Origin of the sequence: Megasphaera micronuciformis F0359, assembly GCF_000165735.1 — a bacterium.
In the GTDB taxonomy this organism is placed as follows: domain Bacteria; phylum Bacillota; class Negativicutes; order Veillonellales; family Megasphaeraceae; genus Megasphaera; species Megasphaera micronuciformis.
Map to the genome: position 1 here is coordinate 254,567 of NZ_GL538208.1, position 25,191 is coordinate 279,757.

Genomic DNA, 25,191 nt, shown 5'->3' on the forward strand with positions numbered 1-25,191 from the left:
TCTTGCTGAAAATCCTTTTATCTCCCTTCTTCGGGGTATTTCAGATTTCGCTTTTCTGTGTTACAATATCTGTTAGCAATTATGACCGGAAGGTAAATTGTTTAGAGTAAAAACTATGTATATAAAGGTATATTGAAGATATATTGGGAGGCATCGGAGTTGGAAAAACTGATTGTTCACGGAGGTAATCCGCTTAACGGTACGGTTCGGGTCAGCGGTGCTAAAAATGCCGTTTTGCCCATTATCGTTGCGTCCATGTTGGGAGTAGGCAAGTCGACATTGACGGAAATTCCGGAATTGGCCGATGTCCACACGGTTAGCGAGGTTATTAAATCCTTAGGCGTAGCAGTGGAATCGCCCGAAAAGGGGACACTCGTTCTGGACGGTACGAATATTACGTCTACCGTGGCTCCGTACGATTTGGTACGTCGCATGCGTGCGTCTTTCCTCGTTATGGGTCCCTTGCTTGCACGGAAACGGCATGCTAAAATCTCTCTTCCCGGCGGGTGTTCCATCGGGGCCAGACCCATTGATTTGCACCTAAAGGCCTTTGAAGCCATGGGTGCGGTTATTGACTTGGCCGACGGCGATATTGAAGCATCCGTTCCTGACGGTTTGAAGGGTGCGAGAATCTACTTGGACTTTCCCAGCGTAGGAGCTACGGAAAATATTCTTATGGCCGCCTCTTTGGCTGAAGGCAAGACGGTCCTTGAAAATGCGGCGGAAGAACCGGAAATCGTTGATTTGGCAACGTATCTTAACAGCATGGGTGCCAATATTCGCGGTGCCGGGACGAATACCATTCGTATTGAAGGCGTTAAGGAATTACGCGGCGCCGCTCATGCCGTCATTCCCGATCGCATCGAAGCGGGGACCTTTATGGTCGGTGCGGCTATGACACAGGGGAATGTGTATGTAGAAAACGCTTTGTCCGAACACTTGAAACCCCTCATTGCCAAGCTCAAGGAAGTGGGCGCACGGGTTGAAGAAGACATTGACGGTATTCGCGTCATCGGTACGAGACCGCTGAAAGCCGTTGAAATAAAGACCCTGCCTTATCCGGGTTTTCCTACGGATATGCAGGCGCAGTTCATGGCCTTGGCAACTATTTGCGAAGGTAACAGCATTGTCACGGAAACAGTTTTTGAAAACCGTTTTATGCATGTTGAAGAATTTAAACGAATGGGTGCGAAAATCCGTATTGAAGGTCGCAGTGCCTTTATTGAAGGGGTGCAACACTTGGCTGGCGGTCGCGTCAATGCGACGGACCTGCGTGCCGGCGCGGCACTTGTCCTGGCCGGTCTCGTGGCTGAAGGCCGTACGGAAATCGGCTCGTTACATCACATAGACAGAGGCTATGACGATCTGGTAGCCAAGTTACAAAGGTTGGGTGCAGACATTGTCCGAGTCCGAGTTGAAGACGAAGAATAATCGAAAAACTCTGTCTCCGTTGCGGTATTTGTCACCGTCCCGTTGGTTCGGTACGGACATTGCCGTTGATTTGGGGACATCCAATATTGTCGTATATGTTAAAAACCGCGGTGTCGTTATTAATGAACCGGCCGTTATTGCCGTCGACGAGCGACTTAACCGTGTTGTCGCCGTCGGTAAGGAAGCCAAGGCTATGTTGGGGCGGTCGCCTCGCAATGTGAGGACCTATCATCCTGTGAGCTACGGTGTCATTGCCGATTACGATGCGACGGAGTATCTTTTGCGTCATTATCTGCGCAAGGTGACGGGTAATTACATGCTCAGTAAGCCGCGCGTCATCGTATCCGTTCCTTCGGGTGTGACGAACGTAGAACGACGGGCCGTTATGGAAGCGGTATTGCAGGCCGGAGCCCGTAAGATTGTCGTCATGGAAGAACCCTTGGCGGCAGCCATCGGGGCAGGTCTTGATATTGCCGATTCGAACGGGTCCATGGTTGTCGACCTGGGCGGCGGTACGACCAATGTGGCTATTTTAAGCCTCAGCGGTGTCGTTATCAGCGAATCCTTGCGTATCGGCAGTCATACCTTCGATGAAGCGATTATTCGCTATTTGGAAAAAAATAAATCCGTAACCGTCGGGTATCGTACAGCCGAAGAGTTAAAAATGCTCATCGGCACGGCCATTGCGGACGGTCGCAACTTTATGGCCGACGTGCGCGGTCGCAGTACGGAAACGGGACTTCCTGTAGAGGCCGATGTGGACTCGCAGGAAATAAGAACGGCTCTGGAAGAGCCGTTGGACAGTATTGTCCATGCCGTCGTATCTATATTGGAAAAGACGCCGCCCGAATTGGCGGCCGACATTGCCGACCACGGCATTGTCCTCACCGGCGGCGGGGCTCTTTTGGACGGTTTTGATCGTCTCATTGCAAGAGCCACGGGGATGGCCGCTTATTTATGCGACACGCCCCTTCTTTCCGTAGCAAACGGAGCCGGCAAGGCTTTGGCGGAAATGGACAGATTAAAAGACAGTTATTACGAATCATAGAGGTGGATAATATGAAAAAGTTAAAAAAGATGATAGTAGCACTGGGCTTGGCCGCTATGGCCGTGATGCCCGTCAGCGCTGCAGAAGTAGCATATACTTCCGTGTTGAGCGGTACGGTAACGACCGTATCGGCTGTAGGTACGGTTGTTCGTGAAGGCGATGTACTGCTTACGGTCAACACCTTGACAGGCCCTATGGCTGCAGCTCGAGCTCAGTCGGCCGGTGTAGTTAAATCCGTTGCCGTCGGAGCGGGCAGCACAGTTAATGCCGGCGAAACGGTAGTTGTGGTGGAAGCGGAATAAGAGATGAATATACTACGGAAATTCCGCCGTGTTGCAGCAGCAATGACGGCGGCTTTCTGTTGTCTTACCGCTTTTTCGGTTCAGGCCGAAACCTTTATGTCCGTTAAGGATGTTCAACCGGGCATGACAGGGTATGCCAAGACGGTAGCTCACGGCAGAAAGATAGAAACCTTCCCGGTAGAAGTCCTGGGAATTATGAAAAATGCAGGCCCGTCGGGGGACTTGATTTTGGCCAAGTTCTCGGGACCCCTCATAGAAGAATCGGGCGGTATTGCGCAGGGCATGTCGGGAAGTCCCGTATATATTAACGGGAAACTTGTCGGTGCCGTTGCTTACGGGTGGTCCTTTACCAAATCCCGTATGGGTATGATTACACCCATTGAAGACATGGTAAAGCTCTGGAACGATCCGGCAAAGGAAGAGATCCCCGAATTTAACGCCAGAGAAACGCAATTGGTACCTATTGCCACGCCCTTAATGGCTTCGGGATTCGATTCTCTTTCCATGCAGTGGATGAAGGACAAGTTGAAGTCCTACAACTTCCAACCTGTCGACACGGCCTCGGCAGGGGATGATAACGTGGCCTATCCTTTGGAAGCGGGCAGCTCCGTTGCCGCAGCCTTCGTAGACGGCGACATGCGCTTAGGTGCCATCGGTACCGTTACGTATGTGGACGACAAGCATATCGTCGCCTTCGGGCATCCTTTCTTAAAACGCGGCAGTATTGATTATTTTATGCACAATGCTTATATTTTTACGATTGTAAACAACTATGACAGCTCATTTAAACTCGGCTCCGTAGGTGCGGAAGTCGGTAAAATCGATCAGGACCGCGGCTCGGGTATTGCCGGTGAATACGGTGCCGTCGCACCGGGTATTCCCGTAACTATTCATGTATCCGACAGGGATACGCTGGCAGCTAAAACGAAGCATGTAAAAATTATTGAAGACAGCGAGTTGACTCCCGTTCTGGCGTCGACGACGGTCTATAACACGGTAAACCAGACTATAGACCGTAAGGGCGGCGGTACAGCGACCATTGCTTACACTATTCGTTCGGCTGACGGTGACGATAAGAGCATTACTCGTCACAATATGTATTATTCGGAAGATAATATTAACGAAAAATCCATTGACGAATTGTATAATGTCCTCGATATTTTGAAGCACAACGAATTTATTAAATATCCTATTTTATCCATAGAATCGGATATATCTCTTACGCAGGCTAAACAGTCGGCTCGGATTGTCGATGCTACGGCGGCTCCCGTTGTCGTCAGCCCCGGCGATACGATTTACTTTAAAGTGAAGATTCACCCCTATCGGGGCGAGGACGAAATTAAAGATATGTCCTTCGTCGTACCGGAAGATCAGCCTCTGGGCGACATGGTTCTGGAAGTACGCGGCGGCGGTGTCGTACCTTTGCCGTACCTCATTCAGAAACAGCAGTATAATTTGACGGATGAAATCCTTGAACGCCTGAGAACATACAAGGACTTCGCCGACTTGAAAAAGAAAATCGAAGAAGAAGATTCAAACAACCAAATCGTCATCGAAATCCTTGAACAGAATGTAAGCATGGTCAACGATGAAAAGTCGACAACGGCGAAGTTGAAGATTCAAGGGAAGGAACCTGTCGAAACGGACAAATCCCTGGTGAAGCCGAAAAAGAAACTTCTCAGCGAACATGACGATGACGACGAAGCCAAATCGGTTGTCGATACGCCGTATATTATTCACGGCGACGGGCAGATTACCATTAAGGTTATGACACCGGCCAAACGGGATGCTGAGATGGCTAAGCGCAAAAAGTCTCATAGCGGACAAGTCAGTCTCGTTGAATCGATGGACGGTGAAGACAGTGACGTAACGGGGAAGAAGGATGATGTGAAAGCCCGTAAAACGGCGATAAAAATGCGTCGTCTCATAAAGATAAGACGGCCTCGGACGCTCAAAAGAATCATGGCGACAAGGATGCCGACCCGACTACGGACGAAAAGGATGAATAAGTTTTCATGAGAGCGAAAAAGGAGCGGATATTATCCGTTCCTTTTTTTCGTAAAAAACTGCTCAAAACGGCGATTCAATGCGAAAAACATTTGAAAAATACTCTTGTTCATGATATGATTAACCTTATGAAAACTGGAGAATTATCGATAGTTTTCCATATATGGTTACAGAGTGTCTGAAGGAGGCAGTTTTGCAACACCTATTGGAGCGTATCGGACGCTTTACTCTGCACATTTTCGAGGAAGTCGGAGTTATTTCCGTTCTCTTCGGACAAACTATAAAACAAATGCCCCGTATTCGTCGGGATTTGACCATAAATCAAATGGCACACCTCGGTGTCGATTCATTTCCCATTGTCGCTCTGACTATGCTCTTTGCCGGCATGGTTATGACCCTGCAAATCGTGGATATTCTCATGCGATACGGAGCGCAGTCGACGTTGGGCGGCATTATGTCTGTCGCCATGGGACGTGAATTGGGACCCATTCTGACGGGTGTTGTCGTAGCCGGCCGCGTCGGTGCGGCTATGACGGCCGAAATCGGGACGATGAAGGTGACGGAGCAAATTGACGCACTGCGTTGTATGGCTACGGACCCGGTAGCCTATCTGGTCGTGCCGCGCTTTGTTGCCTGCGTGTTTATGGTTCCGTTATTGACCTTTTTCGGCTATCTCATCGGTACGGGCGGCGGCTATTGTGTAGCCGTTTTCAGTGCGGGACTTACGGATTATACGTACATGCATTCCATCGAGTTCTTTACGGAAATCAGTGATGTCCTTTTCGGTCTTATCAAGGCCGGTGTCTTCGGCGGTATTATTGCCCTTGTAGCTTGTTTTGAAGGGATGCACGCCAAGAGTGGGGCCGAAGGGGTAGGACAGGCAACGACGAAATCCGTCGTTACGTCTATTATCTTTATTTTTATAACGAATTATATTTTGTCCGTCATTTTATACTAGGAGCGACCTATGATACGTTTAGAAGATATAACCGTCGCTTATGACGACAGAATTATTTTGAACCATGTCAATTTGGATATTCACGACGGCGAAACTCTGGCCGTTATCGGTGCCAGCGGCTCCGGCAAAAGTACGACCTTACGACTTATTATGGGGTTGCAAAAGCCGACGAGCGGCAGGGTATACATTGACGGCGAAGATATTACGGACTATTCGGAAGAAAAGATGGATGAAGTTCGACGCCATATGGGTATGGTCTTTCAGTATTCAGCTCTCTTCGACTCTATGACAGTCGGTGAAAACGTGGCCTTCGGTTTGAGGCAGCATACAAAGACGAAAGAAGAAGAGATTCATAAGATAGTTGCCGAAAAGCTTCACGCCGTCGGGCTGGACGGAATTGAAGAGATGATGCCCAACGACTTGTCGGGGGGCATGAAAAAACGTGTCAGTCTGGCACGGGCCGTGGCCTTAAATCCGAAGATTATTTTATACGATGAACCGACAGCGGGTCTTGATCCGGTGCGCAGCAACGACATCAGTCGTCTGATAAAGGCTATGCAGGAAAGTATGCATCCTTTATCGGTCGTCGTTACACACGATATGGAGTCGGCTTTTTCAGTAGCTGACAGAATGGTGTATTTGGAAAACGGAAGATTTGAAATGATAGGAACAACGGAAGAATTTAAAAATACGACGAATGAAAAAGTTCGCTATTTCATTACAGGCGGTAAAGAAGGACGAGAAGGGGGCGAGAGATAATGAAGAATATGACGGCGGAAGTCAAGGTCGGAATTATGACCGTTGTCGGCGTACTCTTATTATTCTTTGTAGTCGTTGGCTTGTCCCATGCAGATTTGTTTCGTTCGTCGGGACTTACGGTACACGTAGCTTTCAGTGATGCCAACGGGTTACAGGCCGGTAATACCGTGCGCTACGTAGGCGTCAACGTCGGCAAGGTAGAATCCGTAACGGCCGGTAAAGACGGAGTAGAAGTGACTTTGAAACTGAAAAAAGGCACGGAAATTCCGAAGGACTCCAAGGCCGTCATTACGACGGACGGTCTTATGGGTGAAAAACTGGTGTCTATTACGCCCGGACAGGATACGCAACATTTAGTGACAGACGGCGGTACCTTACAGGGTGATAAGGTCAAGTCGGTTGACGATGTTATGGATAATGCCAATAAGTTGCTGAACAACGTAAACGACATGATGAAAAACGTCAACTCCGTTATCGGTGACGAAAAGACACAGGGGGCTATGCGCGGCTCCATTCAAAATATTGCCGGAATTACGGGCAATGTAAACGATATGTTGGCGGCCAATGCCGGTAATGTACAGCAGATGACGGCCAATATGGCGGCTATTACGGGACAATTGAATGAATCGGTACAACGCATGGACGGCGACGGAAAGATGAGCGCCGATATGCGCAGTTCCCTGGAAAATATCAAGGTTATTACGGACCGGTTTACGGTCATTGCGGGGGAGATGGAAAATATCGCCACGGACCCGCAGAGCAGTGCGGACATTCGGAAAACCTTGCATAATACGGCACAGATTTCCGAAAAGGTAAACGGCCTGCTCGGAGGTGGCGGTATGAACATGGAAGGCGAAGCCGGCATGTTGTATAATGATACGAGAAACGAGGTCAGCGGTCGCGCAAATTTTAAGTTATACCGTCGCGACTCTTTCGCACTTGTCGGTGCGGAAGACGTGGGAGACGGTACGCAGCTTAATTTGCAATACGGCAGAGCTTATAAAGACTATGCCGCAAGGGCCGGGTTGATACACGGTAAGTTCGGTATAGGGGCCGATTTCTTTACACACAGCAAGTTTCGCTTTTCTCTTGAAGGGTATGACCCCAACGACTGGCGTTATCGTTTGACGGCCCAATATCAGATTCATCCGCACATCTTCCTTATGGGGCAATTTACTCGCCCCATGTCGAGATCCGACGGCGGTAATTATTACGGGATTAACTATGTCTTCTAATACGACCGAATACGGTTACGGAGGTTTTGCAATGAATAAAAAAATTTCCAAGCAGATTTTAGTAGCAATCATGCTTACATCTATCAGTGCCGCTGCGGGCGCAGCCGACACGACGGAACATTTAGATGCGACGGACATCGTTAAACATGCGGCTTCGGCAGAGCTTTCAGACAGCCGTAAATCTGATGTATCGCCTGAGTTACGTGAAAAATTGTCGCAACAAATTCATGCGGATATGGCAAAACGAGCTGAAAAAGCGGCTAAAAAGAAAGAGGCCGATCCGGTTATCGTCGTCGGTCGCGTGCCTCGCAATGAAGCGGTACAGCTTACATTGCCCCGTACAGTAGGCATGGCCTTGGATTACAATCGGGACATTAAAATGGCTCACTATGACTTGAAGTCGGCTGAATATGCCATTAACGAAGCACGGGCCGGCAAGATGCCGAATGTAAATTATAGTTTTGCCGCTACTCGCAGCTCGTCGCAAACGGGTGTTGCCGGGGTCTCGACAATCGGTAACCGTTTTACAAACGGGCTCAGTGTGTCCATTCCTTTGTATACGGGCGGTAAGGTAGAAGGCATGACGGAAATTGCCAAGTTGGGTAAGACGACGGCACAAGAAGAAGTGCTGCGCGTTGAACAGCAGACGAAACTCAATGCCATTAAGGGATATTACGCTCTCTTGGCGTATAAACAGTTGAAAGACGTATATGATACATCGGTGACGAATTTGGAAGGACACGTTCGTAATGTAACGGCACAGTACAACGTCGGCACCGTTGCCAAACTTGATGTACTGACATCGGATGTATCCTTGGCCAACTCGAAGACCGATGCCGTAACGGCAGCTAATAATGTGGCCAATGCGGAAGCGTCTTTAGATAATATTTTGGGACTTCCTATTAATACACGGTTGGAGTTGGCGGACCACAGTTTGCCGTTTAATGAATACAACATGTCTTTGGAAGACGCTCTCGACTACGCTATGAAATATCGTCCCGAAGTATTACAGGCGGCTTTAGCTGTAGAAAAAGCGGATGAAAATATCGGTGTAGCTCAGTCGGGGTATCGCCCGACCGTAGCTGTCGGTGCAGGCCGTAACTGGTTCGACACGGACTTCCCGGGCACTAAGAATAAAGGCTGGCAGCTCCAGGGTACCGTATCCCTGCCCATTTGGGACGGCGGTGCCACCAGGGCTAAGACAAAAGAAGCTAAGGAAGCCTTCACGAAGGCTCGTGAAAATGAACAGAAGATTCGTGAAGCCGTACAACTCGAAGTAAAACAGGCATATCTTGCTATTCGCAGTGCAGCACAGCGTGTACAAGCTACCCAGACCGTAGTAAACCAGGCTACGGAAAGCTTCAAAATCGCTACGGTTCGTTATCAGGCCGGTGTGGGCATTAACTTGGATGTTCTCGATGCTCAGCTTAACTTGGATAAGGCTCGCACGAACAACATTCAGGCTCTCTATGACTACAATGTAGGCATTGCAACTCTTGAAAAAGCAATGGGCATGGACGTTCGTACGGGTGCGGTTATTCCGACGAATGCATAAGTTATAAATACATAAGAGAGAGAATTGTTTGCTACAATTCTCTCTTTGTCTATAGATGAAATACGGGAGTTACCATTCATGAAGAGACACCGCTTGTTTACAAGTGTCGTTATCATCTTTTTGGTGGTTTTCGGCGTCGCCTTTATTTGGATGCGCACGGCTCTATGGCCCCGATTACCGCAGATGATTACGTCCTTGGCCGATGAAAAGATAAACGGCACCCTGACATTTAGTGATATGCATATATCCCTTACGGGGAAAGTCGTCTTTACAGACGTCGCCGTTTCGGATGCGCAGGGAAGACGCGTGCTGGACAGTGAGGAAGTTGACGTTACGATCAATCCTTTCAAGGCGGTCGTGTCATCTCTTTCGTCAGGCCATACGGCAGGGGCTGTCGATTTGGTGGATGTAAAGACTCCCGTTCTTCATGTATGGCAAAATCCGACGGATAAGTCCTGGAATGTAACGAAATTATTCAAAAAGCAGTCGCCCGATCAACCGATGGCTCTGCGCTCGAATATTCTCATACATGACGGGACTTTTCGTGTTGCTCCGGCACAGGGGAAAACGGCCGTCGTTGAAAAGGTGAACGGTTCCGTATCCTTAGCGGATTATCCTTCTGTACGCGGAGATGCAACGGCCTCCGTTGACGGGCAGGATGTGTCCCTTTCGGTACACTACCTGTCGGCGCGTGATTATGATATTAAAGTGAAGGGGAGCGGTCTTTCGGCAAACTTTGCCGCTTCTTACGTGCCGGTCGATACGGGTGTGAGTCTGACAGAAGGCGGTGTCGGTGAATATTTTCTTCATATCAGGGAATCTCATGACGGCCTGTTTGCCGAAGGTCAGGCCGACTTGAATCATCTGGGATTTGTATACGGTGACTATCGTGTTTCCGATGTAACCGGTCAAATCCGTTTATTCGATACGGATTTGCACTTAAATGATGTGCACGCTAAGGTAAACGATCAGGCCGTCGCCGTTTCCGGTCTTGTTAAGATTAACGGTAACGTGCCCGTTTTTGACCTGAAAGTCGATGCGGATCGGGTAGATATGGGAGCCCTGACTGTAGGGCGAGATGTGGATGTAAGCGGGACGGCCGGCTATCACGGTCGCCTTTGGGGGACTCCCTCCGACTTGGGTCTTGAAGGAAAGGTGATTCTGAATAATGTAACGTACAGCGGCTTTACTGTCGATTCGGCTAAGGCTGATGTGTCTTACATTCATCATGTGGCTACCCTTCAATCCCTTGAGGCGAACTTATACGGCGGCACTTTGCAGGCCGACGGTCGTTGGAATAGTGAATCCGGCGATATAGGAGCTACGCTACACGCCGACTCCGTCTCCGTAGGTGATATGCCCGGCGTTCCGGTCGGTTTGGGAGCTATTATAAGCGGTGATTTCATTGTCGGCGGTAATACGAATGATTTGAATAAGGTGGTTGTTCAGGGCAAGGCACAGGGGAACGGTCTTTCTTACGACGGCATAGCCTTGGACGGCCTTTCGACCGATGTTCATTACGGTAACGGGATCTTGCAACTTACGAGGATTCACGGTTTCGTAGGTAGCGGTACGCTCCGTGGCGATTTCGCTTACAGCTTTTCAGACAAACAGACGGACGGGAACCTTATCATTACGGGAGCTCCCCTGGATATGTTCTCCGGCTTGGCAGGAGCGGACTTACGCGGGACTGTATCGGCTGTTGTTCACGTAAGCGGTACGGAGCCGATCTGGAGTATGGATTTAAATGCTGCAGACGGAGCTGTTAACGGCATGGGTTTCGACAATATTTACGGCAACTTGCACGGTACGGGACGACAGATTGTTATTGATGATTTGACGTACCGTTATAAAGACGGTTCACATCGCGCATTCGGCAGCATAAATCTCGATAGCGGCATTTTGGACTTGCAGATTGATACGCAACATGCACGTCTGGAACAAGTGCTACAGGCTACGGGTAAAGACCTGACCGGATTTACAGGTTGGGTTAACAATACGGTCCATATAAGCGGTACGACGGATAATCCGTCCGTTGAAGGTAAGGTCATTCTTTCTTACGGTTCCGTCAAAGGCTATCTTTATGACTACGTACAGGCTGATTACCGCATGGACAACGGTGTGTGGGAATTGACGAACGGGAGTGTATCCGCTTATGACGCGACGGTACACTTCTCCGGCACTGTAGGAGATCGGTTAAACCTCGACGTAGACGGGGCGAATTTGGAAACGGATCGGCTTATTCATCGTAAAGACGTATCTTTGAAGGGAGCCCTCAACTTACAGGCCCATGTAGGCGGCACCTTGGATAATCCGTCTGTAGGCGGTTCCGTAAAAGGCGCATCTTTGGTTGTTAACGACTTGCCGCTGGATAATATTTCAGGGAACTTCACGTACGGTGACGGTATTTTACGACTTCATCGTTTCGGATTTACCCAAGGCGACGGCAAGTATGAAGCCGAATTGATGCATAACGGCAAAAACGGTCGTATTATTGCCCGTGCGTCCGTAGACGGCGGCAGTCTGGAAAATATCGTTAAGATAACCAAGGCTCCGCTTACCAAGATTACGGGACGTCTGGACGGGAATATTTCCGTTGACGGCACGACGGATAATCCCAATGCTCATATTCAAGGACAGATTACGCAAGGCGTAATGGACGGATACGACATTGATCCGTCGGATATTGATGTAACCTTTGAAGCAGGGATCTTACAGGTCAACAAACTGTCTCTTCACGTAGACGGCGGCCTTTTGGCGGCACAGGGAAGCTATGCCGTACACGGTCCGGTTAATATTCAAATTGCGGCTAAGAATTTTTCGACGGCCATTTTGCAAGATGTAACAGGCTCGAATTCCGTACCTGTCGATTCACGAATCGACTTTGCTTTAAATATGAGCGGTACGAGTGATAACCCCGTGGCCGAAGGATCCGTTCAGCTTACGGGCGGTACCTTGAACGGTGTCCCCTTTACGGATGCCTTTGCCCTCTTTAACGTCAAAAACGGCGTTATTTCACTGAATCAGGCGTCCTTGACCCGTTCACCTTACAAGGCGACGGCCTCAGGGACCATTCCTCTGGCTGCCTTGAGAGATGATGTTTCGGACGGACCCATTCAAGTAGAATTACGTCTTGATAATGCAGGCCTTGACGGCTTGGCTTTCCTGACACCTTGGGTGGAAGAAGCCAAAGGCGCCATGACGGGGCGTATCGTCGTAGGCGGTACGGTACAGAATCCTCAACTTAACGGCTCCGTGACGGTACGAAACGGATATGCCAAATTGAAGGGCATCTCCAATCCTTTGGACAGTGTAAACGGTGACCTCATCTTTAACGGCAATTCGGCTACCTTGGAAAGTCACGGCACGATGGATAAGAAAGGCAAGGGCGACAAAGGCCATTATGATGTTAAGGGTAAAGCGGTATGGGAAGGTACGACGCCTACCGATTACAGTCTTACCGTGGGGGCCCACGGCTTGGCTCTTGACTGTGACTACTACAAAGGACCTGTCGACGGAGAACTGACCGTGTCGAAAGACGGGGATTTACCTCTCATAAGCGGGAATATGGATGTACACGATGCGACTATCAATATCCCCCTGGCACTGGTTATGTCCGATTCGGATATGAATGCGGCCCTTGATATAACCGTCAAGGCCGGTGACAAGGTTCGTTTCTATAATTCGGGCCTGTACGATGTGTGGGTAACCGGCGATGCGACCTTTAAGGGCACCGTAAAATCCCCTTATGCCACGGGTCACTTCGACGTAACACGCGGCAGTGTCCGTTATTTGGATACGCGTTTCCAACTCATTCAAGGTCGGGCGGAATTTAAGGGTACCTCTTTCATTCCTTACATAAACCTGTCGGCCAATACGCGTGTCGGTCAATATGCGGTATTCTTGAATCTCACGGGACCGGCGGATGATATGGACATGAACTTCCAATCGGATCCGCCCTTGTCACGGACACAAATTATTTCGCTCATTACGTTGCGCAATGCAGATAAGCATGACAGCTCTTTAAATAGCGATGATATGAATTCCCTACTCGGTAGCGGTATTCGCTTTACCCTGAACAGTTTGGGCGTTACGCAGAAATTGGAAGATGCCTTGTCTCTTGATATGTTGACCGTTACGACGGGAAATCTCGATCTTTCGGCCCATGATTCGGGGGATGATAAAAACTACTATAATATTGAAATGGGTAAATATTTATTTAATAATTTCATGTTAACTGCCGCCTTCGGGCTTAATCACAATGACAACCGTGTCGGCATGCAGTATAATTTGGGAAGCAGATTCAGTGTGGATGCATGGCGTTCTCCTAAGAATGCATATGTAGGCGGCAGCTGGAGATACAGTTTTTAGATAGTGCCGCTCATATAAGGAGGAGTTATATTGCTCCGTTCGTATTTGGAAGAATTACAAAAAATTACATTATTAAAACCTGATGAAGAAAAGCGGCTTTGGATGGCGTATAAGGATGAAGGCTGCATGGACAGTCGGGGCCGACTTATCGAGCAATATCAGCCCTTGGTCTTTCGGGAGGCTCTGCGTTGGCATGTAGGCGAAGAACACATGGCCGATGTTTTGCAAGAAGGGAATCTGGGACTCATTGAAGCCGTTGAACGGTATGACTATAAGTTGGGCGTAGCCTTTTCAATCTATGCCGTTCACCGTATTCGCGGGGAAATTGTCGATTGGTTGAAAAAAGAAGGCAAGTCAGCCAATGTGTCTATGGATGAACCGGATGAAAACGGATTGACCCTGGGTGATATGCTGTCTGATAACAGTGAAGATTTAGGCGATCGTACGAATAGACAGTTGCTTTTAGAACAAGTAGGTGCTTTTATGGCACGTCTTCCCGAAAAGGAACAGTTCATTATGGAAGCCGTTTACTTGAAGGACAGGCAACCCAAGACGGTGGCTGCCGATTTGGATGTGAGTCTTCCTTATGTATATCGTTTACAAAAGCGAGGCGTGCGGCGTATTCGAGGCATGTTCGGCCGCTTGATGAAGAAAAATAAATAATTTCGGGTAAATAAGGGTAAAAAACATAGAAATACACAGAAAAATAGTGATATTTCCTCTGTTTTACGGTATAATCGGAGTAATACTTTGACCCTTTATGACGGATTCTATATGCATCCGAAAGGGGGGATGTCGTATGAAGCAAACCGACCGGGACAAGGCGGAGCGGGTTCGCTCGGCCAAGGTCTGGTTAGACAAGGCGGAAGAATCGTTTCGCAGCAGTTCGGATGTACAAGGGGAACTAAGTCTTCTTTTGGCTGAAGCGGAAATGAAAAATTTGCGTAAAAACCACGGCGCAGGAAAGAATCTCATGCGTTACGGAGCCGTGGCGACGGCCATTGCTATCGCTTTGCTTTGGTTGGCCTTGGGGCAAGCCGCACGACACGGGGAGATTCGGGCTACCTATACGGCACCGCCCTCGGAAGTAGGTACGGAGTGGGTGAAAGCCGAACCGCTCCGCTACGAAGCACCGCCTCGGCAAGAAGGGGCGGTACAGGTGCCGGCACAGACCGGCGAAGCCGTACAGACATACACTGAAGGGGATACACAAGTAAGTGTACATACGACTCAGCCGGAACAGGTGAGTGCCCCGGCCGCAAGTCAGGTCATGACTTCGGCACAGGTTCAAGAGACCGTACAAGCAGCACGACACAGTCTGCGAAGTACTGAATCAATACAAAAATAACGGAGGATTTTGCATGAAGACGCAGAACAAGAAACTTTTGGCTATTATGGCAGTGAGTGCCATTATGACCTGCCCTGTATGGGCAGCCGATACGACAGTAGGCACTACGGGCGTAACGACATCGGGTACTACGGGCTTGACCGGTTACGAATCGGCAGAGGAACTGGCCGCTATTCAACGTGGTGAACAACCGGTTACCTTGCATTCGACTCAAGCCGAACCGACGGCGACCGAAGCAACTTCTACAACTGCGACGGCATCGACGACGACGGCTTCGAGCGGTGCTACGGGTTATGAACCTGCTGAAGAACCGCAAGCGACGGATCAGGCGGCTCCCGCTCCTGTTGCAGCGCCGGCAGAACCGGAACGACAGGCGGCTCCCGTGCCTGCCGATGTGGTAGAAAGCGGTAGCATTCCTTATGTAGGCGGTCTTGGCGATGTGCAGGTGGATACCTCGATTCCGGGTTATCCCATTGCCACCGTTTCGCAAGATGAAGAAGCCGCTTTGCCGTATTCTCACGCCTTGACGGATGACCAGGCTCAGGCTGTTGCCGGCAAAGTTGTTACGACTGTTACCATAGGTCCCTTGCCTGAACCGGCATTGGCTCAAAAGTTCCTGCCCCGTCTTGCCATGCGCTCCGGTGATGCTATAGAAGCAAACTACGTACGCCACGATTTGAACGTATTGGGATCGTCGGGACTCTTTGCTTCCGTAAAACCCGTATTTACTCCTGTACCTGAAGGGGTAGCTCTTAATTACGAAGTGGAAATGAATCCCGTTTTAAAGGGCATTGAATTTACGGGCAACGACTCCATTAAGTCCGAAGATCTCGAAAAGATGCTCCATATCCAACCGGGTACGGTTCTTAATTCGACGATTGTGAGCAAGGATATTTTCGAACTGAACCGCTACTATGCAAACCAGGGTTATATCCTCAGCCACGTTACGGCCGTCAACATGGATGAAAACGGTATCTTACATATCGGTATCAGCGAAGGCCATGTGGAACGCATTGATATTAAGGGCAACAAGAAGACGAAAGATCGCGTTATTCGCCGTGAACTTCGTTTTAAACAGGGCGATGTATTTAATCGTAATCTGGCCAGCCGCAGTATTGAACGAATTTACAATACAGGCTACTTCGAAGACGTCAATGTCCGTCTCTTCCAGGGTGAAAAGAATGCTAACGACGTTATTATGGAAATTGACGTGGCCGAACAAAAGACCGGTTCCGTTACGGTCGGTGCCGGCTATTCTCAGTCCGACGGCTTGGTAGGGATTTTGGGCTTAAGCGAAACGAACCTCCGCGGTACGGGCGACAAGGTGGCTCTGAACTGGGAATTCGGCGGTAAAACTCATTCCAATAAAAACTATACCTTCTCGTATACACATCCTTGGCTCAATAGCCACGGTGACTCTATCGGCATGAGTATTTACGACAGAGAAGCGGAATATGACGATTATGACGGTAAGGGCAACACCGTATCGGAATATCGCAAGAAAACGACGGGCGGCAATGTGACGTACGGTCGTGTTCGCAGTGAATATGTAAGCGATTATGTAACCTTGGAAACGAAGAAGACCAAGTATTTAAGCCATGAAGGCGGTCCCAACAACTACGATTCCTGGAGACATAATCCTGCTTCCTTGCCCGTATTCCGTGACTATATTGACAACAACTTCGGTACGACGAACAGCGTAACGTGGTCCCATGTTTTCGATAACCGTGACAATATTTACGATCCCATGCACGGCAAACGCTTGTCCTTTACAGGCACTTGGGCCGGTCACGGTTTGGGCGGCGACTTCGATTACTACAAGTTTATTATCGAAAACAGACTGTATTATAAAGTCGGCGTAAAACACGTCATTGCCGTTCGACTCATGGGCGGTATCGCTACAGGCGACATGCCGTACAATGACCTCTTTACCTTGGGCGGTGCCGATACGCTTCGCGGTTATGAAGATGATGAATTCCGCGGCAACAAGATGTATGCGGCTACGGTTGAATATCGGTTCCCCATTGCCAAGAAGGTACAGGGCGTGCTCTTTACCGATATGGGTGCAGCCTGGGGCGGCACCGGTAAGATTCCCTGGTACCAGGAAAGCAGAGGCCTTCATTATTCCGTCGGTGCGGGCTTGCGCGTAACGACTCCTATCGGACCTATTCGTCTTGACTACGGTGTAGGTAAGGACGGCGGCAAGTTCCACTTCAGCTTCGGCGGTAAATTCTAGTCAACCCGCGGGGGAGACAGATGAGAAAAAAATACTCGCAGGAGTCGTCGTATCGGCCCTATGTTGGTCCGGTGCGGCGGCTGCCTCGATTCACGATGTAGACGTACGTCTTGCGTCTTCCGGTGCACCTGTACCGCCTTTGGCGGCTAAGCGAATTTCCGCCAGCATCGAAACGGTAGGCCGCAGAGTTTTACTGGATAGAGATGACGGTGAAGTCGGTCGGAATGCGGATACGTACAATCGTATGATGAATGACATTATGGATCGCGTCCTCATCGGCTATACGGTAGAGAACCTGACCCTTCGGCCGGGTGAACGAACGGAGGTAGACGTTGTCGTACGACCTTGGGGAAATACGATAGAAACCGTTTCATTGAATCTCGACTTCGGAGCCTTGTCGCCTTTGGCTGAAAACATGGCTAAAGAGGATGTGCAGGGAGCTCAAAATTTGGTGGAAAATGTTCTCGTCGGACTTCCGGAAGATGCCCTCGATTGGGCCGGCGGAGCCGTAAAGGACGTGCTTGAAAGCGAATTGGAGCGGCAGATTCCCGAGTTTTATCCCCACGTGATTATTACGCCCGGAAAGACGGCGAAGGTAGACGTATACTTTTTGCCGAAACTTCCCGTTGTGCGTAATGTAAACGTAAAGGTAGAGACGGAAAACATTCCGCGAGTCGTTTTTTACGATACACGAAAGCATATGGAAACGCGCTACGCAGGCCTTCAAGGCCTGCCTGTTGCGTTTATTCGGCGTCATGAAAAAGACATACAGGAAGATGTGAGCCGCACCGTTTCCGATCAATGGGTTGTAGAAAAGTACAAGTTGCGAGTAGAGCCGCAATTAACAGTAGGCGAGAATTTGGATATTCGCTTGAAATCGCTTACCGATTTTTACGATATTCAGGCTTCGGCGTACATCGATATGCGTCGTGACGGCGACAAGCGTCGCGGTAAGAAGGACGAAGATACGGTTGCAAAAGTTCACATCGGCAGAAAGTTCGGCTCAGGACATGAGCTTTTCGGCGAAGTCGAATTCAAACCGTCAACGTTGAAATGGAATCTGATTCCCGGCTATTTCTATCGCTTTTCGGACAAGACATCCCTGGGTTATCAGTTTGAGACTGAAGATAAGAGTCACCACCTGTGGCTGAAGCAAAAGCTGGCAGGTCGGTGGAGTTTGCGCTTTGATTGGGATATATCGAATCATGATGAAGAATTGGGAATTAACTATAGACTACACGACTATGTAGGCTTAGAATATATTGTGTCGGAACACGACCAGTGGCTCCGAGTTATAGGTTATTTGTAAAGGAGTAATTTGACTATGATGGCAGAAATGGGTAAGAAAAAGAATGTAAAGATTTTCTCGGCTGCAGTAGCCGTAATTTTTGTCCTCTCCGTAGCGGCTATGGCTGTTATGCAGACGGGCAACCCGGTCAGTGCCGCACCGTCCAGCAATATCGGTGTTGTCGACACGAGCAAGGTATTTGCACCGGATAATGAAGCAATTGTAAACGCACAGAAAGAATTACAAACGGCTTCCCAGGATATGCAGAAGCAGTTTGAAGAACAGTCCGCCAATATGTCGGACGAAGAAAAAGCTCAACTCTTCCAAAAGATGCAGGGCGAAATGTCCGATAAGCAGGAAGCTATTCAAAAGGGCTTAAAAGACAAATTGGAAACAGCTGTAGGCAGCGTTGCTTCGACTAAGGGCTTGAGCCTTGTTGTTGATAAGAGCGTAGTCCTCTACGGCGGTCAAGACATTACGGACCAGGTAGCTAAACAATTATCGTCCAAGTAATGTCGATGGATAAAAATAAACGCAACGTGGCGGCAGGCGGAGCCATCGTCCTTTTAGTGTTGTGCCTTTTGGCGGGTATCTATGCTTGGAAACACAAGGCACCTGATGAATCGGCGACACAGGGACCGGTATATGCCTATGCCGATACGGAGCATATTATGATGAGCCATCCCGATTACGCCGTCTATCACCGGTTGGAGCTGGAGTATAATGCTATGGTAGCACAGTACCAGTTCGAACAGTGGCATTACACGCAGCAAGCCGGAAAAGACGGACAAGTTCTGCAAAAAGCTCAGTCTATGAGCCTCATGGGTGCGGCCGCGGCGGAAGAAGAACTGAAGGCCAAGGCGGCGTTGAAAGAGGCGGACTTAAACAGTGCATTGCAGCAAAAGTACGAGTCCTTGTTAAAGGAAAAAGAGCAGCGCCTTCCGTCTCTAAATGATGCGGATCGACTGAAGGCTGTCAATTTACAGCTTCAACTAAATACACTGGCCATGACGAAGGAACAGAGAGAAACGGCCAGAAATGAGTTGATTGCCCTGCTCCGTAAAAACGGCGGTACCGATTCGGCACGGGCCGTTGCGGAAGCGGAAGCCGAAATGGCTCCTTATAAAGAAAAGGCTAAAAAAGAGTTACAAGACTATGTAGAAGCCCAACGGGCAGAGTTGCAAAGTCGCCAGGATACGAACGATAACTTGTTAAAGACTCAATTGGCAGGACTTCAAAATACACCGGACCCGGCGATTTGGAATGATGAATGGAAGTCCAAGCTTGATGCGAAAAAGCAGGAAATGGATGACGAAAAGGCAAAGATTATGGATGATATTCGCCATTGCGCCGCACGGGTGGCACAAGAGCAGGGAATTGACATGATTTTCAGCGATTATGTAGGCATCGGTACGGCAGAAGACGTGACTGATGATATTATTGCCAAGCTGGCATAACAGGGAGGCCCGAAGAATGAAAGGTGCAAAGAAAAAACTTACGGCCCTGATTCTTACCGTTTTGACGGCAGGAATCTTGGCAGGTTGCGGCAGTGCCGACAAAGTCGGTGTTGTCGATACACAGAGAGTGCAAAAAGAAGCACCCCTGGCTAAGCAGTATGTAGAAAAACACGAACAGAAGGTTCAGGAAATCAATAAAAAGTTGGCAGAAGAAAAACTGTCCATGAGTGATGAAGACTTCCAAAAGGAACAGCAGAAACAAAAGCAGGAGCTGGATATTTACAGTGCCGGCCTGCAACGTCAATTTAAGTCCGATTTGGATCAGAAGTTGGCGGAAATTGCTAAAGATAAGGAAGTCGGCATTATTGTTGATAAAAGAGCCGTACCTAACGGCGGTATCGACGTGACGGACGAAGTAATTGCGAAATTACAATAAAGAGGTGTGTTAGTGTGAAAAAGACGGTAAAAGAGTTGGCACAATTTTTAGGCGGCACGGTTATAGGCGATGAAAATCGGGAGATTTCCGATTTCAAAGGATTGGCCGAAGCCGGGAGCGACGACATTTCTTTTGCCGTCGAACCGTATACGGAATACTTACCTCAGGTTCATGCCGGGGCTGTTATTACGGAGAAAGAATATCCGGCAGGAGATAACACCCTTGTTCTTGTGGAAAATCCCCGTCTGGCTTTTTCCAAATTGTTGGAACTCTTTCATCCCAGACAGAGTGTGAAACAGGGCATTCATCCCACGGCGGTTGTCGATGAGAGTGCAACCATCGGCGAAAATACGGCCGTTATGGCTTATGCGGTTATCGGTAAAAACGTACGTATCGGCGCAGGCAGTGTTATTTATCCCTATGTGTTTATCGGTGATAATGTGACCATCGGTGCCAATGCGGCTATTTATCCCGGTGCCGTGATTATGGAAAATACGGTTATGGGAGATAATGCGGTTATTCGGGCCCATGCGGTTATCGGCGGTGAAGGTTTCGGCTTTGCTACCAAAGACGGCAAGCACACGCGCATTCCCCAAATCGGCAATGTTACTATCGGTGATGACGTGGAAATCGGTGCCTGCACGACTATTGATAACGGCACCTTAGGCAGCACGAAGGTCGGTCGAGGTACGAAAATAGACAACCTCGTCCATTTGGGACACAATGTGGAAATCGGTGAAGACTGCTTCGTCATTGCGCAGACAGGCATTGCCGGCAGTACAAAGGTGGGAAATCACGTTATCTTTGCCGGCCAGACCGGTTGTACGGGACATATTACCATTGGGGATAACGTTACCTTTGCCGGTAAGTCCGGCATTGTAGGCAATGTGGCCAGCAATACGGTAAATGCCGGCTTCCCGGCACGTCCTCACATTGAATGGAGCCGCACACAGGTATATATTAAAAAACTCCCCGATTTGGCAAAGACCGTCAAAGCTTTGGAAAAACGGATTGCCGAACTGGAAGAAAAAAAGTAAGAGGTTTGTATGTACCGATTCATGAAAATCCTCAGCTTCCTCATCTGTCATCTGCCCGTCAGTTGGCAACAGGCTTTAGGACGAGGAATGGGTGTCTTTTTTTGGACCTTTGTGCCCAAGCGACGCAAGGTATTGGCACAAAAACAAATATTGGATTGTAAACTCACCGATTCACCGGCAGAGGCCATGGCTATTGCCAAGGCGAGCAGCCTGCGATTCGGGCCTATGATTGTCGAAGTCTTGACCTATCCGAATTTGGTGAAAAAAGGGTTTTTTGAAAAATTTACCGTTACGGGCAAAGAATATTTGGACCGATTGAAAGAAAGCGGTGAAGGTGCCGTGCTCATGGCATCTCATGCAGGCAATTGGGAACTTCTAGGTGCCTGGTTGGCTATGAGTGACTATCCGGTCATTTCCGTAGCTCAGCAGCAAAGTAGCGGATCCGATGAATTTATTAACGAATATCGGACGATGATGAAGCAGCACGTAACCTATAAAACGGGCATTCGGGACATGCTTCGCTTTCTGGGGGAAGGTAAATATATCGGCCTTCTCATGGACCAGGACCCGGGCTATACGGGACTTAATGTAAAACTCTTCGGCAGAGACACGTTGACGGCCGACGGACCGGCCAAGATGGCGGCCATGAAGAACTACGGCATTTATCCCGTATTCATTCACGAAGACCGCCCTTACCACCATCACATTGAAATACAGGCTCCCCTTTACGTCTTTGCAGAAGGAGAGACCCTTTCAAAAGAAGAAAAGAAACAGCGTATTTATGAAGTAACACAGAAACTCAACGATATTTTAGAAGCTCATATTCGTAAATATCCGAGTGACTGGTTCTGGTTACACAACCGCTGGAAGTGGACGAACCGCCTGGCGGAAAAAGAAAAGGCGGAAGGAAACAAATAGAAAAGAAAAAGGCACCGAGAGGCGAAAAGATCCTCTGCGGTGCCTTTCTTTTGTCACAATGCATGCAAAAACGGAGTCTCTCACAAGAGAGACTCCGTTTATCGGTGTAAATTACTGGTTGTTTTCTACGATGCAAGCCGTGCCTTGGCCGCCGCCGATGCACAGTGTTGCCAAGCCGTATTTTGCCTTCTTTTCTTTGAGGCCGTAGAGCAAGGTAACGAGGATACGAGCACCCGATGCTCCGATAGGATGACCGAGGGCAATAGCACCGCCGTGGATATTGACCTTCGACATATCGAAGCCCAATTCCTTGCAGCAGTATGCAGCTTGTGCAGCAAATGCTTCGTTTGCTTCAACGAGGTCCATGTCTGCGCCTGTGAGGCCTGCTTTTTCCAGAGCTTTACGAGACGAGGGAACGGGGCCTGTACCCATGATAGCGGGATCAACGCCTGCAGATGCATAGCTCTTAATCGTAGCGAGCGGTTTGATACCCAATTCTTTAGCTTTGTCAGCGGACATAACAACAAATGCTGCCGCACCGTCGTTAATACCCGAAGCATTGCCGGCCGTAACCGTGCCGCCGTCGCGTTTGAAAGCGGGTTTTAATTTGCCCAAGCCTTCAGCCGTAACGCCTTCACGCGGGAATTCATCCGTATCGACAACGATGTCGCCCTTTTTGCCGTGAATAACGACAGGAACGATTTGATCTTTGAATGCACCGGCTTTAATAGCTTCAACAGCTTTAGCCTGAGAAGATGCAGCCAATTCGTCCTGAACTTCGCGAGTAACGCCGAATTTTTCAGCAACGTTTTCAGCCGTAATACCCATATGGTAGTTGTTGAATGCGTCCCACAAGCCGTCTTTGATCATTTCATCAACGAGCTTGCCGTCGCCCATACGATAGCCCCAACGAGCTTTTTGTACGAGATAGGGTGCCTGAGACATGTTTTCCATGCCGCCTGCAACGATAACGTCGGCATCGCCGGCTTTAATAATCTGTGCTGCCAAAGATACGCAACGCAGACCGGAACCGCAGACTTTGTTGATTGTCATAGCCGGAGTTTCAACAGGCATGCCTGCTTTAATCATAGCCTGACGAGCAGGATTCTGGCCGAGGCCGGATTGTAATACGTTACCCATTACGACTTCGTCTACTGCGTCCTTAGCAATGCCGGCACGTTTGATTGCTTCTTCAATAACTACGGCGCCCAAGTCTACAGCCGGAACGTCTTTGAATGCACCGCCGTATTTACCGATAGCCGTACGGCAAGCACTTACGATTACTACATCTTTCATGAATACCACCCTTTCTCAACTCGTTTATAGTGAATGTAAAAATCATTATAACCGCGAAGACGGAAAGCATGCACGATATACTCGTAAAATATATCGTTACTGTTTTCACAATCTCCATGTCTATATAGTATATTTTTTTACTCATAAATACAAGGGGTAAAAGGAAAAAAGTTATACTTTCTAGCTATTGAGAGTGAAGGAACAGTAACTATAGGGTATACATGAGGAACAATAAAGCGGTTAACGGTTATGAACACAGCAGATTGTCAGGACTTGAGCAGAGCATATAAAAAAAGAGACATTCCTTTTAAAGGAATGCCTCTTTTACGTGTTACTGTTTTAATTAGAACAGGTTCGAAATGAAACCGAAGCTGAAAAGTACGGCAACAGAAACCATCAGTTTCATATTTTCGTTCATCGAAGTCATATCGCCCGCCTCCTTTTATTTATGAAATACAGGGGTAATTAATGTAATAAGGTAAAGATTGAAATACTGTAAAAGTATGTTCTTATCTGAACTTTCTTTTCTTGTCTTAATAATACTCTCTTAAAAAAATAATGCAATAGCCTAAAAAGTTATGGATACTAGTTATATATGATGAATACTCATGGTTTATGACTGATGATAAAAAATATGGAGAAAATCGGACTTAAAAATAGAGATAGAAGAAGAAAAAAGGTAGATATACTTAAATATTTAAATATAAAAATAAAAGAAAAAACTTTAAAAATTTCATTTACATCTTTAAATATCAAAGATAAGGTAAAATCATAAGACCTGAAAGGCCACAACAAGACTCGTAAATATACGGGAAAGAGGCGATTGAGTCTATAGGGAGACTTATCTCGACAGTATCTGCAGATACACGTATAATATGAAACATAAAAAGAGGAGGTAGGTCATGTCTTTTATAAATAAGTTCATCGGTACGACGAGTCTTCAGCCCGTAGATACCAAAATATATGACGAGGCTTTAGTCTTATTTAATAATGCAAAGGCTCAGAATGAATTATTGGACGGGCATTTAAAATCTACCGTAGTTCAAGGTTCCGACGTGGATGTTTTGCCTGAAGCAGTCGGTCGTTTCGGTTTCGATAAGACTTCCCCCGTTCCGGTAAACGGTCTTTTCGGGGCTTGGTCCTATTTATCCCGATTACGCTCACTGACGACAGGTGGGCCCGTTTATTTTCATCTTGATGAAATAAAAGACGGGGCGGCGTGCTTTGAAGTTATTAACAGAAGCGGCAGACAGGCCTTTTACCTCTGGTTCGACTTGTATCATCCTCGTCAGTCTCGTGAAGTTCCGGAAGGCTATATTCTGGAGAGGGAAGCCGTTTTCCCGCGAGGAATTACATATCATGACGACGACTTTCCTAAGAATCTGTATAAAAAAATTCGCAAGGAAGCCAAAAAAAGATTGAATCTTGAGGTATTCGACAAGGAAGCCAAATATATCGATACGGAAGAAGCCTCTCGCAGTTTAGAGGCTTTACGGGAAAAGAGGTAAC

21 protein-coding genes are annotated in these 25,191 nt (G+C 48.3%); 20 read left to right on the forward strand and 1 reads right to left on the reverse strand.

Annotated features, from left to right (window positions below):
* The first annotated feature begins 159 nt into the window (after positions 1-159).
* The 18 genes from murA (at position 160) to HMPREF9429_RS05040 (ending at position 22,386) form a co-directional block, all read left to right on the forward strand.
* Entirely contained in the window at positions 160-1,431 is a 1,272-nt protein-coding gene (murA, locus tag HMPREF9429_RS04955; RefSeq protein ID WP_040773864.1) for a UDP-N-acetylglucosamine 1-carboxyvinyltransferase, read from the forward strand.
* A complete protein-coding gene (gene mreB, locus HMPREF9429_RS04960; protein ID WP_006942110.1) occupies positions 1,415-2,479 on the forward strand; it encodes a rod shape-determining protein in 1,065 nt (354 codons plus the stop codon). The genes murA and mreB overlap by 17 nt, the downstream gene beginning before the upstream one ends.
* An 11-nt stretch (positions 2,480-2,490) precedes the next feature.
* The gene (locus HMPREF9429_RS04965; RefSeq protein WP_006942111.1) at positions 2,491-2,781 is read left to right on the forward strand and encodes a biotin/lipoyl-containing protein; all 291 of its coding nucleotides are present in this window, start codon (positions 2,491-2,493) and stop codon (positions 2,779-2,781) included.
* A gap of 3 nt (positions 2,782-2,784) precedes the next feature.
* Positions 2,785-4,800: a SpoIVB peptidase S55 domain-containing protein gene (locus HMPREF9429_RS04970; RefSeq protein ID WP_006942112.1), complete on the forward strand. Its 2,016-nt coding sequence runs from the start codon at positions 2,785-2,787 to the stop codon at positions 4,798-4,800.
* Positions 4,801-4,951: 151 nt separating this feature from the next.
* Complete coding sequence (locus tag HMPREF9429_RS04975; protein ID WP_006942114.1) at positions 4,952-5,746, forward strand: MlaE family ABC transporter permease; 795 nt, start codon at positions 4,952-4,954, stop codon at positions 5,744-5,746.
* 9 nt (positions 5,747-5,755) lie between these two features.
* Positions 5,756-6,505, forward strand: coding sequence for an ABC transporter ATP-binding protein (locus tag HMPREF9429_RS04980; RefSeq protein WP_006942115.1), 750 nt, complete (start codon positions 5,756-5,758; stop codon positions 6,503-6,505).
* Positions 6,505-7,740, forward strand: coding sequence for an MlaD family protein (locus HMPREF9429_RS04985; RefSeq protein ID WP_006942116.1), 1,236 nt, complete (start codon positions 6,505-6,507; stop codon positions 7,738-7,740). Before HMPREF9429_RS04980 ends, HMPREF9429_RS04985 begins: the two co-directional genes overlap by 1 nt.
* Before the next feature lie 31 nt (positions 7,741-7,771).
* A complete protein-coding gene (locus HMPREF9429_RS04990; protein WP_040773869.1) occupies positions 7,772-9,295 on the forward strand; it encodes a TolC family protein in 1,524 nt (507 codons plus the stop codon).
* Between the two features lie 78 nt (positions 9,296-9,373).
* On the forward strand, positions 9,374-13,666 hold the full coding sequence (locus HMPREF9429_RS04995) for a translocation/assembly module TamB domain-containing protein (protein ID WP_006942126.1): 4,293 nt from the start codon (positions 9,374-9,376) through the stop codon (positions 13,664-13,666).
* A gap of 30 nt (positions 13,667-13,696) precedes the next feature.
* Positions 13,697-14,329 carry a sigma-70 family RNA polymerase sigma factor gene (locus HMPREF9429_RS05000; RefSeq protein ID WP_198005683.1) on the forward strand — a complete coding sequence of 211 codons (633 nt, stop codon included), beginning with the start codon at positions 13,697-13,699 and terminating at the stop codon, positions 14,327-14,329.
* Positions 14,330-14,465: 136 nt separating this feature from the next.
* On the forward strand, positions 14,466-15,014 hold the full coding sequence (locus tag HMPREF9429_RS05005; RefSeq protein ID WP_006942129.1) for a hypothetical protein: 549 nt from the start codon (positions 14,466-14,468) through the stop codon (positions 15,012-15,014).
* Between the two features lie 13 nt (positions 15,015-15,027).
* The gene (locus HMPREF9429_RS05010; protein WP_006942132.1) at positions 15,028-17,250 is read left to right on the forward strand and encodes a BamA/OMP85 family outer membrane protein; all 2,223 of its coding nucleotides are present in this window, start codon (positions 15,028-15,030) and stop codon (positions 17,248-17,250) included.
* Between the two features lie 139 nt (positions 17,251-17,389).
* The gene (locus HMPREF9429_RS05015; RefSeq protein WP_006942133.1) at positions 17,390-18,559 is read left to right on the forward strand and encodes a hypothetical protein; all 1,170 of its coding nucleotides are present in this window, start codon (positions 17,390-17,392) and stop codon (positions 18,557-18,559) included.
* Positions 18,560-18,574: 15 nt separating this feature from the next.
* Positions 18,575-19,051, forward strand: coding sequence for an OmpH family outer membrane protein (locus HMPREF9429_RS05020; RefSeq protein ID WP_006942134.1), 477 nt, complete (start codon positions 18,575-18,577; stop codon positions 19,049-19,051).
* 5 nt (positions 19,052-19,056) lie between these two features.
* On the forward strand, positions 19,057-19,995 hold the full coding sequence (locus HMPREF9429_RS05025) for a protein kinase family protein (RefSeq protein WP_040774253.1): 939 nt from the start codon (positions 19,057-19,059) through the stop codon (positions 19,993-19,995).
* A 16-nt stretch (positions 19,996-20,011) separates the two neighbouring features.
* Positions 20,012-20,431: an OmpH family outer membrane protein gene (locus HMPREF9429_RS05030; protein WP_006942136.1), complete on the forward strand. Its 420-nt coding sequence runs from the start codon at positions 20,012-20,014 to the stop codon at positions 20,429-20,431.
* 14 nt (positions 20,432-20,445) lie between these two features.
* Positions 20,446-21,468, forward strand: a complete 1,023-nt coding sequence (gene lpxD, locus HMPREF9429_RS05035; RefSeq protein ID WP_006942137.1) for a UDP-3-O-(3-hydroxymyristoyl)glucosamine N-acyltransferase — start codon at positions 20,446-20,448, stop codon at positions 21,466-21,468.
* 9 nt (positions 21,469-21,477) lie between these two features.
* On the forward strand, positions 21,478-22,386 hold the full coding sequence (locus tag HMPREF9429_RS05040; protein WP_040773878.1) for a lysophospholipid acyltransferase family protein: 909 nt from the start codon (positions 21,478-21,480) through the stop codon (positions 22,384-22,386).
* 111 nt (positions 22,387-22,497) lie between these two features.
* On the opposite strand, the gene HMPREF9429_RS05045 is transcribed toward HMPREF9429_RS05040, so the two are convergent.
* Positions 22,498-23,682 (reverse strand): acetyl-CoA C-acetyltransferase, encoded by a 1,185-nt coding sequence (locus HMPREF9429_RS05045; RefSeq protein WP_006942140.1) that lies wholly within the window; start codon positions 23,680-23,682, stop codon positions 22,498-22,500.
* Positions 23,683-24,316: 634 nt separating this feature from the next.
* Between HMPREF9429_RS05045 and HMPREF9429_RS09175 the strand changes: the two genes are divergently transcribed.
* Together HMPREF9429_RS09175 and HMPREF9429_RS05050 are read left to right on the forward strand one after the other, a co-directional pair.
* Positions 24,317-24,457 carry a hypothetical protein gene (locus HMPREF9429_RS09175; protein ID WP_156780718.1) on the forward strand — a complete coding sequence of 47 codons (141 nt, stop codon included), beginning with the start codon at positions 24,317-24,319 and terminating at the stop codon, positions 24,455-24,457.
* A 127-nt stretch (positions 24,458-24,584) separates the two neighbouring features.
* Positions 24,585-25,190 (forward strand): hypothetical protein, encoded by a 606-nt coding sequence (locus tag HMPREF9429_RS05050; RefSeq protein WP_006942145.1) that lies wholly within the window; start codon positions 24,585-24,587, stop codon positions 25,188-25,190.
* Position 25,191: the final 1 nt, after the last annotated feature.

Coding starts and splice junctions, on each gene's coding strand:
- HMPREF9429_RS05010 (WP_006942132.1), top strand. CDS start 15,028: ATGAAGACGCAGAACAAGAAACTTTTGGCTATTATGGCAGTGAGTGCC.
- HMPREF9429_RS04980 (WP_006942115.1), top strand. CDS start 5,756: ATGATACGTTTAGAAGATATAACCGTCGCTTATGACGACAGAATTATT.
- HMPREF9429_RS04965 (WP_006942111.1), top strand. CDS start 2,491: ATGAAAAAGTTAAAAAAGATGATAGTAGCACTGGGCTTGGCCGCTATG.
- HMPREF9429_RS05050 (WP_006942145.1), top strand. CDS start 24,585: ATGTCTTTTATAAATAAGTTCATCGGTACGACGAGTCTTCAGCCCGTA.
- HMPREF9429_RS05045 (WP_006942140.1), bottom strand. CDS start 23,682: ATGAAAGATGTAGTAATCGTAAGTGCTTGCCGTACGGCTATCGGTAAA.
- HMPREF9429_RS05040 (WP_040773878.1), top strand. CDS start 21,478: ATGTACCGATTCATGAAAATCCTCAGCTTCCTCATCTGTCATCTGCCC.
- HMPREF9429_RS04985 (WP_006942116.1), top strand. CDS start 6,505: ATGAAGAATATGACGGCGGAAGTCAAGGTCGGAATTATGACCGTTGTC.
- HMPREF9429_RS04990 (WP_040773869.1), top strand. CDS start 7,772: ATGAATAAAAAAATTTCCAAGCAGATTTTAGTAGCAATCATGCTTACA.
- HMPREF9429_RS05030 (WP_006942136.1), top strand. CDS start 20,012: ATGAAAGGTGCAAAGAAAAAACTTACGGCCCTGATTCTTACCGTTTTG.
- HMPREF9429_RS05025 (WP_040774253.1), top strand. CDS start 19,057: ATGGATAAAAATAAACGCAACGTGGCGGCAGGCGGAGCCATCGTCCTT.
- HMPREF9429_RS04975 (WP_006942114.1), top strand. CDS start 4,952: ATGGTTACAGAGTGTCTGAAGGAGGCAGTTTTGCAACACCTATTGGAG.
- HMPREF9429_RS04970 (WP_006942112.1), top strand. CDS start 2,785: ATGAATATACTACGGAAATTCCGCCGTGTTGCAGCAGCAATGACGGCG.
- HMPREF9429_RS09175 (WP_156780718.1), top strand. CDS start 24,317: ATGGAGAAAATCGGACTTAAAAATAGAGATAGAAGAAGAAAAAAGGTA.
- HMPREF9429_RS05020 (WP_006942134.1), top strand. CDS start 18,575: ATGATGGCAGAAATGGGTAAGAAAAAGAATGTAAAGATTTTCTCGGCT.
- HMPREF9429_RS04995 (WP_006942126.1), top strand. CDS start 9,374: ATGAAGAGACACCGCTTGTTTACAAGTGTCGTTATCATCTTTTTGGTG.
- HMPREF9429_RS05005 (WP_006942129.1), top strand. CDS start 14,466: ATGAAGCAAACCGACCGGGACAAGGCGGAGCGGGTTCGCTCGGCCAAG.